Annotated in this window: 13 protein-coding genes and 1 pseudogene; 4 read left to right on the top strand and 10 right to left on the bottom strand. The window is 31.7% G+C overall.

Annotation, left to right across the window (positions count from 1 at the left end):
- Positions 1-17: 17 nt before the first annotated feature.
- Complete coding sequence (locus KM029_RS26855) at positions 18-857, bottom strand: DUF1963 domain-containing protein (protein WP_144077388.1); 840 nt, start codon at positions 855-857, stop codon at positions 18-20.
- 710 nt (positions 858-1,567) lie between these two features.
- Between KM029_RS26855 and tnpA the strand changes: the two are divergent.
- Positions 1,568-1,981 (top strand): annotated as a pseudogene (tnpA, locus tag KM029_RS26850) (IS200/IS605 family transposase).
- Positions 1,982-2,066: 85 nt separating this feature from the next.
- Here the strand turns inward: tnpA and KM029_RS26845 are convergent.
- A complete protein-coding gene (locus tag KM029_RS26845) occupies positions 2,067-3,548 on the bottom strand; it encodes a BspA family leucine-rich repeat surface protein (RefSeq protein ID WP_158631277.1) in 1,482 nt (493 codons plus the stop codon).
- 504 nt (positions 3,549-4,052) lie between these two features.
- Here KM029_RS26845 and KM029_RS26840 point away from each other — a divergent pair.
- Positions 4,053-4,664, top strand: coding sequence for a recombinase family protein (locus KM029_RS26840; RefSeq protein ID WP_144077390.1), 612 nt, complete (start codon positions 4,053-4,055; stop codon positions 4,662-4,664).
- 272 nt (positions 4,665-4,936) lie between these two features.
- Here the strand turns inward: KM029_RS26840 and KM029_RS26835 are convergent, their stop codons facing one another.
- Entirely contained in the window at positions 4,937-5,515 is a 579-nt protein-coding gene (locus KM029_RS26835; RefSeq protein ID WP_144077391.1) for a 5' nucleotidase, NT5C type, read from the bottom strand.
- 608 nt (positions 5,516-6,123) lie between these two features.
- Entirely contained in the window at positions 6,124-7,680 is a 1,557-nt protein-coding gene (locus KM029_RS26830) for a M20 family peptidase (protein WP_144077392.1), read from the bottom strand.
- Between the two features lie 384 nt (positions 7,681-8,064).
- Between KM029_RS26830 and KM029_RS26825 the strand changes: the two genes are divergently transcribed.
- Positions 8,065-9,051: a helix-turn-helix domain-containing protein gene (locus tag KM029_RS26825; protein ID WP_144077393.1), complete on the top strand. Its 987-nt coding sequence runs from the start codon at positions 8,065-8,067 to the stop codon at positions 9,049-9,051.
- Between the two features lie 414 nt (positions 9,052-9,465).
- Positions 9,466-9,687, top strand: a complete 222-nt coding sequence (locus tag KM029_RS27110) for a DUF4372 domain-containing protein (protein ID WP_144077394.1) — start codon at positions 9,466-9,468, stop codon at positions 9,685-9,687.
- Between the two features lie 239 nt (positions 9,688-9,926).
- On the opposite strand, the gene KM029_RS26815 is transcribed toward KM029_RS27110, so the two are convergent.
- The 6 genes from KM029_RS26815 to KM029_RS26790 all read right to left on the bottom strand — a co-directional run bounded on the left by KM029_RS26815 (position 9,927) and on the right by KM029_RS26790 (position 13,775).
- A complete protein-coding gene (locus tag KM029_RS26815; RefSeq protein WP_158631278.1) occupies positions 9,927-10,259 on the bottom strand; it encodes a type II toxin-antitoxin system PemK/MazF family toxin in 333 nt (110 codons plus the stop codon).
- Complete coding sequence (locus KM029_RS26810; RefSeq protein WP_144077396.1) at positions 10,252-10,569, bottom strand: AbrB/MazE/SpoVT family DNA-binding domain-containing protein; 318 nt, start codon at positions 10,567-10,569, stop codon at positions 10,252-10,254. Before KM029_RS26810 ends, KM029_RS26815 begins: the two co-directional genes overlap by 8 nt.
- A gap of 428 nt (positions 10,570-10,997) precedes the next feature.
- Positions 10,998-11,738, bottom strand: a complete 741-nt coding sequence (locus KM029_RS26805; protein ID WP_144077397.1) for a hypothetical protein — start codon at positions 11,736-11,738, stop codon at positions 10,998-11,000.
- 131 nt (positions 11,739-11,869) lie between these two features.
- On the bottom strand, positions 11,870-12,310 hold the full coding sequence (locus tag KM029_RS26800; protein WP_158631279.1) for an SLOG family protein: 441 nt from the start codon (positions 12,308-12,310) through the stop codon (positions 11,870-11,872).
- 24 nt (positions 12,311-12,334) lie between these two features.
- Positions 12,335-13,075, bottom strand: a complete 741-nt coding sequence (locus tag KM029_RS26795) for a PD-(D/E)XK nuclease-like domain-containing protein (RefSeq protein ID WP_144077399.1) — start codon at positions 13,073-13,075, stop codon at positions 12,335-12,337.
- Between the two features lie 70 nt (positions 13,076-13,145).
- On the bottom strand, positions 13,146-13,775 hold the full coding sequence (locus KM029_RS26790; RefSeq protein ID WP_144077400.1) for a hypothetical protein: 630 nt from the start codon (positions 13,773-13,775) through the stop codon (positions 13,146-13,148).
- Positions 13,776-13,815: the final 40 nt, after the last annotated feature.

The raw sequence follows: 13,815 nt of genomic DNA, 5'->3' as shown, positions 1-13,815 counted from the left end.
ATTTTAGTCTTTAGTGTTTAAGTAGTTGCACCCACTAAGAAAGTGGCATCAAAATTTAGTGCTTTAAAATCTTTTGCTGAAATCAATACATGATATTTAGGATCTCGATAAGCAAAATCTAACAGACAGATATACCCTTCTTCATCTCCTCTAGTAGTATCATAAGAGGTTGGTTGAAGAGGTTTAGGTTGTCCCATAAATATTGTATCGTACCAATGGGTATCCATAGCGTTACCTAAGTCCTCTTCGAAATCAATGAGCTTATCAAATAAGCCTTCATTTTCTTTCTTTTGTGACACTCTGTCAAATGCTATTTCCATATTATTTGGAAAAGTATAAATTGGATAAAATAGTGTTTTATACCCAGAAGTCTCTTTATCTTTTTGTACTTCTCCATTTTCATCATAATGAACTATTATCTTTTCATTATCACCTTCAATTGATTCATTAAAAAAGAAATAAAGAATACCTTTTTGAGGTAAGCCTTTGTATAAATCATATACTTTGATGTCGACAAGGTTAATTTGACATAAAAGAGGTATGTCTTCTTCTTTTAAAACTTGTTGTAATACGTCTTCTGATAGATCTGCGTTACCTCCAAATTTGGATGAGCCATACGGTAGGTTATAATTACCATACTTCATAAAATCTATTCTAAGACTTGGAGTAAGCTCACTTTCAATCCTTTTCTTTTCTTTAGTATCTGCCCATTGCATTTTCTTATGGAGAGGTGTGAGTGATTTTTTTGTTTCCTTAAAAGATTTAGGAAAATACTCTTTTTTACCTAATCCTATTGATCCAAATAGTTCTCCCGAAAAGAGGGATCGTTGGATTTCGTTTTCTTTTAGTGTTAGCATTTTAGTCTAAAAAGTGTTGTGTAATTTCAAGTACGTTAAGCTGAAGTTAGACATTTTTAAAGAATTAATACAATAATTTGCATTAATTGAAATTATCAAAATATATTATCATTCTATTTAAACCTATAAATTATAGGTTAAAAATGATAATTTTTAGATCAAAATCAATGTATTAAAATATGTCAAATCCAACTTCAGGGGCGTTCCGGATACGTGCAAAAACGGCAAGAGCTAACATACTAAACATTAGATCAAGTTTTTAACAGGATTAAAATTCGGTATATTATCTAAATTAAGTACAAATTCTCCATATATTCTGATATGCTCCCTCATATAAGGACTTAACCCTTCCAACATTTCATCAGTAATGACTACCCCTTCTTTTTAGATGAAATGAAGATAATACAATTGTAAAATAAGTAGCATGTTGATTTTTTTAACATCCAATTTTGGGTTGAGCAAAATTAAAAATCTGCCTTTTTGATAGCGTTAGGGGTATCTTGCCGTTTTTGTGCTTACCCAGAACATGTGTGAATTTCATCTAAAGCATATTTAATTCTTGTATGAGAATGAAATTATTTTTAATAAAAGCATCTTGTAAAGAAACAATACCCATAATACTTTTATTGGTCTCAGAAATGGGTTTAAAACCCTGTACTTTCAGTGCAGAACTTTAGTATTTCAAAAAAATCTACTACATTTTGAGTCTTATGACACAAGAGTATAGAAAAGGACATCATACAGTAACTCGTCTGACAGTTCATATTGTCTTCGCGACTAAGTACCGTTATCATGTACTAGAAGGAGATATTCAAAAACGCTGTAGATCACTTCTGATTCAAATATGTGAAGCAGAAGGTATTGAAATTTTGAAAGGTTTAGTAAGTAAAGATCATGTCTACATTCATATTGAGTATCCCTCTACAAAAAGTTTGAGTGAGATATTAAAACGTATGAAAGGTAGAACGTCTCGACTTTTACAGCAAGAGTTTCCCAATTTACGAAAACGTTATTGGGGTAAACATTTTTAGTCATCAGGTAATGTAACTGGTCAAATGGTCAACGACTATTTGGAACATCATAGGAGCGATACGAACGGTAATTCCAACTTCATGTTGGAATAAGAGAAAGTGAGCGTAGGATTTTTAGTCCTACACCCAAACCTCTGCACTTACAGTGCAGAGTGGTTTAGTTTGATTTATTTCCTTATTAACTATAATCTACTTGTACAAATCCTTTCTTAATTTGTTCTATTACCATATCCATGTCAATAGATTTCATGAAATCTTCTGATTTTAATAGATTTTGTTCATGTAAAAAAATCATACTTTTAACTAAACAATCTATTGTAATCACAAAGTTACTATAAAATACATTGAAGTTTCTTTCAATATTCCATTGGAAACCAGGAATACTATTGTAATAATATCTCACACTTGTAACATTAAAATTAGAATTACTAATATTAGTAATAACTTCAATTTTAGAAAAAGTAGCAGATTCATCTTCATCTTCAAAAATTGTGGCCCCTAGGTCCAAATCAAAATGGTTATCACATTCATTTTCAGATTTATTTAATCGCACAGTAAAGTCTTCATCTAAGCTTGTTATTTCTTCTGATGGTACTATTATTTTCATATAGTCTTCAAAAGACTTTTGACTACAATCTATAATGGCTTCATTATTATTAACATTAACTATACCCATTATAAAATCAATACTATTAGAAATTTTCACTTTTCCTGGATCAGTAAGGCTTACATCTTCATAGAAAATTTCACCCTTACTTTCACTTCCTTTTTTTGCCTCAAAAAATATATATTGAGATTCATTTCCTTTGGTTACTTTAGCTATAGGTAACTTAATAATATCAGAATTTATTTGATTGTTTTTAGACCATAATATACAATCCTCTGATCTATCATATTCATAAAAGTTTTCATCATTTAAGAGTGAATTTAATATTTGATAATCTTCAAAAGGAAAATGAAGAGTTATAGAATCATTAGTTTTTAATGAATATAAAAGTTCTTTAAATATATCTGGATACTTTGCTCCAATTTCATTTTCTATGTATTCAATCTTTTTCTCATAAGATTCAAAAGACACTATTTGTTTCTCTACTTTTATACCATTATTTTCTTTTAAATAATTTAATGTTGATTCATCTAATGATTTTTCCCATTTTGTGATATCCTGTTTATAGCTCTCTGCTCCATATAAGAACATTTCCATGTTCAAAACATTGGATATATCCCATTTTGAAATGTCTTGATTAAAAGATTTTGCACACCAAAATGCTCCAATCATTTTTTTAACATTACTTACATCCCAATTTGAGATATCCTGGTTAAAAGAATAAGCAAAAGCAAACATACCATTCATTTCATTTACCTTAGATACATCCCATTTTGAAATGTCTTGATTAAAAGATTCACAAATCATAAACATTTCAACCATACTTATAACATTTGATACATCCCATCGTGATATATCTTGATTAAAGTCTTTAATTTCTTTAAATAAACAACTCATGTCTGTAACATGCGTTGTAATTACAAATCTGCAATCTTTTCCATCTTTTATATATTGATCTAGCATTTCACGATCAACAATCAGGTAGGTATTATTTTCAATTTCAAGAGTATCACCTACTTTTTTAGTATTAGGTGCTTTAATAATAGTTTGCATTACAATTAGAATTAGTTCAATTTTAAAATTAACCATAAAAATAAATATAGAATTCACTTAAATGACCAAAAATTAATATAGTGAGAATTATAGAGAAATCTTAAAAAAGATGAACAATATCTTCATATAAAGATCTATACCATCGAGTTTAAATTTAATATTTGTTATAAATATATTTTCTATTCTTTCGACTTCATTTCCCGCAACTTGTACAAACAGTAGTTGAAGAAGGCCGCATTAGCATTTTTACGAAGAGCTATAGAAGCAAATAGAAAGCCTTTAAAAATTAGTATTGACAAATAATTATTAGGGTCATTCATGTATTTGGTTCACTTAGAGTATACCTCTCGTACACTAGCTAAACTTTAGTGCATTATTGTTGATTTTGTATGTATAATGCACTATTTTTAAGAAACCATGTATAATGCACTGTTTTGCATGACTTTTAGTCAATTCTAGCATATTTATACGTAATACGATTTATATATATATATTTCAATAAAAATGAGAGTTTACGCCTACCTTCGTGCTTCTACAAAAGATCAAGATGCTTACAGAGCCAAAGCATCATTATTAGAATTTGGAAGAAAACTGAAATTGAAAGTTTCAGGTTGGTTCATTGAAAATGAATCTGGAGCAAAACTTCAACGACCAGAGCTTTTTAAATTGTTAGAGTTGGCAGAACCAGGAGATGCTATTTTGATTGAACAAATTGATAGAATTACCAGACTTTCAGAAAACGATTGGCAAAAACTGAAATCACTGATTTTAGACAATCAACTAAAAGTCATTTCAATGGACCTTCCAACAAGCCACACCTTTGCTAGAACCGAAGATGAGTTTCAGCGAAGAGTAATGTCTGCCGTTAATGGAATGATGCTAGATATTTTAGCTGCTACTGCTCGCAAAGATTATGTAGATCGCAAGCGAAGACAAGCAGAAGGAGTACAAAAAGCAAAAGCAGAAGGAAAGTACAAAGGCAGACCTGAGAACCTGGAACTTCAAGCAAAAATTAAGGAGCTTTTGGATGATGGAAAAAGCTATTCCCAGATACAGAATTTAATTGGTTGCTCTAGGCATACTATTAGTAAGGTAAGGAAGAAAGATCTTATTTAAAATGGCTCTATTATCAATGATGAAGACCTATGTCTACCTTAAAAATATGATTTGGAAATAGTACTATTCTGATAAATCGCGGAAATTGCCCGTTTACAAGCGGTTTTTGGCTATTTTCCGAGCGTAATTCACCCGTTTTTTAAGGTTTTACGAGCGGTCCCCGCGCGTAATTCATCCGCTTTTCGTTATAAAAAATAGTACTATTCGAATATGTGTTTGGTCGTGTTGTAGTTGTAATTATTCTTGGCTCTTCTAATACAAGCACGTATTAATTATAAGTAATACTCTACCTCAAAAAGATTTAGACCCGAATTATCATATAAATTTGCACATGAAGTTTGCTTTCTTATTTCTCTAAAAAATGAAACTGCATCCTCTTCATTTTTGAATCTTTTGTTTTTTTTATCCCAATAAAAGAAAGCCATATCTGGAATATCAATTACTTCAAAGCATAAATAATTAAGGATAGAATTCCAATCTTTGAAAAGGTCACTTCCAAAATGGATAAGATCACCCTCAAACTTATCAGCACCATTAGCATAGGGTCTATCATCAATTAGAAAATCACCCTTATTTAAATGCTTATGGTGTGTTAAGATTAATCTTTTTTTGAAATCATTTCCAAAATGTTTTTCAATCCAAAGACGTTTTTCTTTCCATGCGTTTGGGTTAGACCAAGGAGCTGTAGAAAGGAAATATATATCAAAGACCTTTGATAACTTTTTTATTGAAGCAACCGCATTATTAATTGGGGGCATATCTAAGAAGAAGCCATCTTCATTTTTAGATTCTGATGGTTTGTAATCAACAGTAACACCATCCATATCGATGTATAAAATTTGTTTCTCCATTGGGTATATTTTACAGGTAAATGATTTTATTGGCTAGTCATCACCAACAATTATTAATATAGTGGCATAGAACGTAACCTTGATACGTTCTACTATTTTTTTTAAGAAGACCAATGTCTCACGATAAAATATCATTAACCACCCTTAAATGAGCTTCCTCTATGATTCTTACGACCATGTACCAGATGGCATTATAACTAACTCATTATCTAACATATACTGATCTACAGTAACATTTATTTAACTTTATACAGAAGTGTTTTTAAATAAAAATCCAATAATTTTAATTAATTGTAAATCAATTATTCAATAGTAAATTATTTTTAATAAATACCTAAAAAATAGAGATCTGATACAAAGAAAAGGTATTTTAGAAAATGATTGGGATAGAGAATTATATAATAAGAGTGATATTAAATAAATACTCTTTTATTGGTTTCATAAATGGGTTTAAAGTTCTGCACTTTCAGTGCAGAACTTTAGTATTTTGAAAAAATCTACTATATTCTGAGTATTGGGTGTTTCCCGAATTTCAAGTAGTTAACTGATTGGCTCAAAGTGTTTTTTAGGCATTCTTGGAGTAAAAAACTCCAAGAAATACTATGGAATTAATAATCCATTAACTCTAGATTATTAAACATTTGATAGAAAAATCCGATTGATTTTCCATATTCTTTAATTAAGATTCTTTCGTTTACACCGTGAAATCCTTTAAACTCAATAGTATTCTCTAACTGTATTGCAGTAATTGTATAAACATCCGGAGCAAAATCTCTAGCTTGAAAGTGTTTCGAATCTGAACCGCCTACCACAAAAAAAGGCGATACAATTAAGTCGTTACCCCAAGTTTGATGAATGGTTTTTTCTAGGGCTTTATAAGCATCCGAATTTGGATTGGCAATATTAGTAGCCGGTGTAGAAGCCGAAATGTTTTTGATATTGATACGATCATCGTTAATAGCTTTTTTAACGTGTTCAATAATCACTTCAGGAGTATCTCCGGGCATTGGTCTAAAATTAACCACTGCAGTAGCTGTTGGGGGCAATACATTATCTTTAATGCCTGCATTGAACATAGTTGTTGCAATGGTAGTGTGGAGCATGGCTCTTGTTACCTCGTTGGTCGACATTTCTTCAATAAATTGTTTTTCATAATCGGTTAGTTCATCTTCTTTACCAAAAGCAATGGCAGCATATAATGGTTTTTTAGTTTCTTCGAGTTCTGGCCCCATATAACGATATTGATGACGCACTGCTGGGTGAATTTTATAGGGAAATTGTGCTTTTTCTAATTTTGTAATTGCAGTGGCAAGAATACCTATATTAGATTCTTCTGGTGGCATAGATGAGTGTCCACCAATCCCATCAATTTTAAGTTCTAAACTGATAAATCCCTTTTGGGCAATACCTATTAATGCCGTATTATCTTTGATTCCTGGAAAAATACCGGGTGTTAATGGTGCAGACTCGTCCATTACATAAGCAAATCTCTCAATGCCACGTGCTTCTAGTACATCTGCAACAACTTTAGCACCTTCTGCTCCACCTACTTCTTCATCCTGACCAAAAACAAAATAGATGGTTCTGGAGGGTTGCCAACCTTCTTTAATTTTCATTTCAGCAGCTTCTAAAATGGCGTGAATCTGGTTTTTATCATCTAATACACCACGACCCCAAATGTAACCGTCTTTTACGACTCCTGAAAAAGGATCTTCTTTCCACTGATCTCTAGAATCTGCAGGAACAGGCACAACATCTTGATGCGCATAAAACAAGGCTGGTTGAAGATTTGGGTTAGTTCCTTCCCATTTATATAATAAACTATATGGGCGGGGATCTCCCAACACTTCTTTTGTTAGTGTTTGATGAACAAGTGGATAAGATTCTTCAATAAACTGATGATAATTACTAAACGCAATAGTATCAAAATCACTTCTATCCTGATTTGATATAGTTTTAAATTGCACTGCTTTTGATAATCGATTTACAGCACCCTTCAAATCAACATCTATTGTAATTTGTTCAACACCTTTCATCTGCAAAGATGAAAAATCCTTCGTATTTACAGTTGGAATATTTGATGCGTTTTGGGCAATAAGCTGATTTAACGATAGGGTTAGTAAAGAGACTAATACTACTGAAAATACATTTCTTACTTTTAACATGGTTTCTATTTTTTGTAATGAATAAATTAAGTTTCAACTCTAAGTTGATTTCACTTTTATGTCTAGTACACGTTGATAATCGATTGTAGAATTAAAAGTGAATTGTTATTACCAACATTACAAAGATGTAGGTTTCTCACTCCCTTTTGTTGCACCATACTCGCAAGTAATTAACTCATTAGGTCAAAGTGGTGATTTGTAAAATACATTGCAGGTAATTGATTCAGATTGAAACCCTTATATAATTACTTAGAGTAATTGAATAAATTTCGTTCTTTTGGACTGAAGGTAAATATGAAATGCTTTTAAAATTCGTTGTTGGGATAATATGCTTATTTTTACTCTTGATACGAACATCTAGTTTAATTGATAAATACTCTTTATATGCCTAATACAACTTTAAGCGCAACCATAAAATTTACAGATGTAAAAACATCTAACAATTACAAATACCTTGCTGATCAATACAATGGAACTTGGGATGGAGAAACATTAAATGTCGATAACGAGGTACTTAAACTCCATCTAAAATTATTTTCTTTTTTTGATGTAATTTCTGTGGAGTTATGTGAAGCAACTACCTTTCAGCCTATAACGTTTATTCAAATGCCAAAATCGGATATCAATTATATTTATATTCGAATAGGATTTTCAGGAAGCATACTAAACATCAAAAATGCTAATGAATTTAATAGCAGCGGTATTTTTATCTATAATTCGAATCAGCACTTTGAAATTGAATATCCTAAAGGAATTAATAACCGATGGATTGTGATCAAATTCCCTCAAGACTTATATTATAAATTTGTGACCAGAAAAGATTTTAAATTAAGCCAGCTAATTGAAGATCCGAACCCATGGATACATTACCTTCCTCTAAATAGTGAAATTGAAGGTTATATAAAAACCATTTTTAATCATGGCTTCTCCGAGCAAGGACGAAAGATTATCCCTTTTTCCAAATCCTTAGATATTATAAGTGTCATTACCGAACAATTAGAAGCAGAAAATCCTAGTAATATTCAGAAGAAAATACATTCTATAGACTTAAAGGTTATTTTATCTATAAAAGATCAGATATTGTCTAATATAGATAGTCTACCGAGATTAGATGATTTGAGTATAGAATATGGAATGAGTATCTCCAAAATTCATCGTTTATTTAAGTATGTATATAAAATGCCAGTATTAAAATTTTATAATCTTCAGAAGGTAGAAATGGTAAGGCAAAAAGTCCAGCATTCAGATGAAAGCCTTACAAATATTGCGGCAGACTTAGGCTTTAGTCATGTGGCACATATGAGCAGAGTTTTTAAACAACATTTTGGATATCCTCCTTCTTCATTACGAAAAATACAAGCTTATAAATAAGCTAAATTGACCATATGAACTAGGAATTGAAATCTTGAATTCTAATAACAATTGCAACTTTAGGCTGCATTAAGAGCTCCCTCCATCATACCAACGGTGAAAGGCCACTCAGCATTTTACCCCTAAGACACCCGCGTTCCTGATAAGCGCAAAAATGACAAAACACCCCTAACACTATCAAAAACGCATACTTTTAATTTTACTCAACCCAAAATTGGATGTTGAAAAAATCAACATGCTACTTATTTTACAATTGTATTATCTTCATTTCATCTAAAAAGAAGGGGTAGTCATTACTGATGAAATGTTGGAAGGGTTAAGTCCTTATATGAGGGAGCGTATCAGAATATATGGAGAATTTGTACTTAATTTAAATAATATACCGAATTTTAATCCTGTTAAAAATTTGATCTAATGTTTATTATATTAGCTCTTGCCGTTTTTGCACGTATCCGGAACAACCCTGATAAACAAAAAAAAGGCTTTACAAGTTGGACTCACTTGGTCTCAATGCTTTTTTGTCAATTTGCAAAAAGTCAAACTATTCGTGATATCAGTAATGGTTTGAGGTCAGCAACTGGTAATCTTAATCATTTAGGTATACAAATGTCTCCATCTAAATCAACGATTAGTTAGCAAAACAAGAACCGAGATTAGATTTTGTTTAGGGAGTATTATTATAAGCTACTTATTCAATGAGGGTAGCAAGCAAGCTTTAAGCAAACTAAATTCCGTATAAAATATAAGATATTCCTATTGGATTCTTCAACCATTAGTTTGTGTTTAAACCTTTACAATTGGGCGAAATACAAAACCACTAAAGGAGATATCAAAATCCACACACTTTTAGATTATGATGGTAATTTGGGTGTCTACTATAGTAGACCTAATACAAGCATAGCCATTGCTCCAATATCTGCTAACTCTTCTTCTGTAAGTACTCCCATTTTTTTAACAAAACGGTCAGTACTCACACTTTTTATCTGAAAAGTATCTGCATGGCTATCCTTTGCTAAACCATTCGATTTAGACTTAATAATTTTAATATGCCTTGACTGAGGTTTACGTACTTCTAATATTGGTATTATTGCCTTAAGTTTTAAACCTTTTATCTCATCACTACTAATTATTATAGCAGGTCTTGTTTTCTGTATCTCATCTCCGTTTGCAGGATTAAAGTTTACATTCCAAATTTCACCTCTATTCATTGTCTTCGAGTATGTCAAAATCATTGAAATTTTCAAGATCATTGTCTAAAGTATCATGTTCCTCTTTGGTCATATCTCTAATCTCTTGATTCATTGTCTTAAATATTTCAGCCTTAGACTTTCTAAGCTGTTCTATTTTCTTCTTTAAGAGGTATGCGTGATCTTTAGAGTTATTAGTTATGCGAATCCCATTAGAATCTTCAGTAATAATTACATCTTCTAAAAAACCCAATCTTTTAATCATACGAGAAGGGATAATTATTCCTTTACTGTTGCCGAATGATTTAATTTTTGTCTCTATAACCTTCATATCTTAATTATTTAATGTTATAACAAATATAGTGAAATGTTATAACATTTATAATATACCTTCGTCAGCAAAAGAAGTCCCTCCATCATTCTTACACCAAGGGCCCACCACCCCACTAACACGAGTACAAAACTCTCCGGTGGGTGGGGAAAGTAACCAAAACTCCGAACGAGAGAAAAGGCCAACTATCAATTAACCACAAAGCAACCAACATTGCTTATACATTCATGTATGAGCAGTGTTTAAAGCATGGTACATATAATTCCTTATATGTGCTGTGCAGGAACATCGTCATTCATTGCGCAACAAGGAAAATATTAATTAAAGTTGCTATATACAACAAAATGAATTGGTTATACTTTCATCTGGTATATGGCCATAGGCAGGATAAAGGGAGCTCTATTAAAGAAAGTAGAAAATAGTTGTTTTTATTTCTCAATTTCAAAATGCCCATCCTTCCAAAGGTAGGTGATAGCTCCTTTAATATAGGGCTCCACAATGTAATACATCTCTGATTCTTCTTCAAGATAATCATAAACTTCAATGGCAATGGTGATATTTTTTCCCTGTATAGGAAGTTCGTAATTGTTATTGATTTTGGGTAAAATAAAGTCTTTATATTTTTCAGGGTCATGACCATCTTGTTTCATTTTTTCTATATCAACAATATCTTCATAGGTTGGTGATGGAAAGATATCTTCGGTTTCTAATTTTTCAAAACGAAGATTTTTATAATTGTAAAAAGTGATATTTTCGGGTATTGGACCACAACAATAAGATCCAAAACAAGAAACTTTAGCAACTAGTTTTGATCCATTATCTAAATTCCAATAACAGACATTTTCAAAATCTACTCCTTGAGAAAGTGGTATCGCTTGTGTTATTTTGTAATAACCGTTTTTAGGTAAAAAAGGGTTTAAATAATATCCCATAATACCATAATCTTCTAAATCAATATCGCTATCATCCATCATAGAAATTTCATTGGTAATACTGTTTTTGTAAAATGATATGGAATTATCATCAAGCTTTTGCAAAATAGTTCTTTGTTCTTCAGCAGTGAGATTACCTGATATTTCAGAGGGGATGTTAATGAAAATTTCAGTTAGGGTTTGAGCTGATGTAGTATAACTAATAATCAACATTAAAAATAATGTAAACTTGTTCATTTTGTATTCGTTAGTTTTAGCTTTGAAAAACTAAAGCTAACGAATTTTATATAAAAAAAGTGGAATTTAGACATAAAAAAGAGCCTACCTTCATAAGAAAATAGACTCTAAAACATATTATATCACAACACTTATTCCATAAACCTCAACGGCCTATTTTCATTTACAATCGCCAATGTCTTATAATTAATTACCCAAAAAGTAAGATTGTATCTCTTTGCTAACTGCATCATATTTTTAGTACCTGGACTTACGCCATCCCAAAAACAAATCAAGTGCGTAGCATACTCCGCCATCTGACGATTTCGCATAGGACCCGCCTTTTTACCAACAGACCAATCTGGAAGAAACCGCTTCACATTAAAACCGTACCTTCTACCAAATTCCTCCCCTATTTCATCAGCTCCTTTCCCTCCTCCAGAAACCAACTCCGTATTTAAAGCATAAAGATTAAAAACCGCTGTAAATTCCTTAGTATAGCTATCCAATAAAGCATGATCCTTAAAGCTTCTTGTACCTGCTATTATCAATTTATTTTTAAATGATACGTTGTTATTTACTCTATATTCCATTATCATAAATCGTTTCTTGTCTACCTATTTTCTAGCCTCGTACACCGCCTTTAAAAGACTAGCATCAGAATTTATAGCCTTCATCAACTCAACAACCTTTTGCATACCTGTAACCATCCATTCACTCTTTTGCGGTATCTCTTCAATAAACAGTTCACCCAAAGTATCCTTCCCTTTAGAAACACCAATCAATAAAAAGAGCTTCGCATGAAAAGGAGTGCTATAAAATGCTACCTGCTTATCATAATCAAACGTCATTGCATCCTTTAAAAAGTCTTCATGACTTTCTCTTCTTGTTGTCTTCAAGTCACCTATAATTAGATCACCCAAATGCATATCCATTTTCGCCTTACAAGAAATTCCTGTTACTGGATCTTCCCAAAAAACACACTGTTCAAACTTCCAATACCCACGAGAAAGTAACTCACTAAAAACAGGATTATTCAAAACAATATTAGCGATCTCTTCTACCTCAACTTTCTCCACCGTAGGAATAAATATTTTCGTCTTTTCCCATTTCAACGGCTCCAGGATAGCTTCATGAATAAACCTTCCTTTCCTGAAAGCTTTAGTATTCTTAGTGATCGGTTTCCCTTCAATAATTTTCTTTGCCACCGATAAATCAGAATTAGAAATTGCAGGATGATTCCTGTAATCCTTATCTCTCATTTCAAAAGTTCTCACCTTTGGAATATTCATCTGTTGGTATAAATTTTCGTTGTATTCATCCAACTGCTGTGCTATTAATGATTCTTGATTATTCATCTTATAATTTTAGTTTTTGAAGTGAAAAAATAGGAAGAGCAAAGTGCTCCCCCCATTCTATTATCCCCTATTAATTATTATCAACTTTTACATCGATTGCCTGTGCTTCTTCCACAAAGTGCGGGTTGAAGAAATTCTCCGTTGATTGAAAATCACAATCTTCATTTAACGTCTCTCTTCTAAATATTTTTAAGCCCTCAATACGTTCTTTCAAGATTTTTCTATCTTCTTCATCCACTACATCAAACTCAAAAGAGGCAATATAATACGTGCTTTTCACTGACTTATTTTGCTTCTTCTCAAAACTGATTGTTAGATTGATGTCTCCAAGAGTAACATCAGTGTAAAAGAGGTCCGAAGCCAAATTCTCCAAGTTTTCACGACTGTAGCCATGAAACATGATTGCAGATAAGCAATTTTGTTCGTTGATAAAAAATAGCTCCACCCAGTTCTTTTTTCCCATTCCAAGAATATCATCCGTAAAAAACCGCCATGCAATAGGCGTAATTACCAAATTATCACCAACCTCTTTACGGCCATTGATATTGAATTTACCGTTCTTACAATCTGCTCTATATTGCAAAGGAGCACCCTCATAATACTTCACCTCTGGAAGGTCATTTACTGCAATTACTTCTTTCTCTATAGCTGTATCTTTTGTAGCCTTAACTACTTTTGCTGTTACATTTTTCGTTGTCATGATGAATTATTGTTTTTGTGTTTTTAGAAAATTGAAAGGT

The organism is Flammeovirga kamogawensis (assembly GCF_018736065.1).
In the GTDB taxonomy this organism is placed as follows: domain Bacteria; phylum Bacteroidota; class Bacteroidia; order Cytophagales; family Flammeovirgaceae; genus Flammeovirga; species Flammeovirga kamogawensis.
This window is presented reverse-complemented; position numbering and strand designations above follow the sequence as displayed.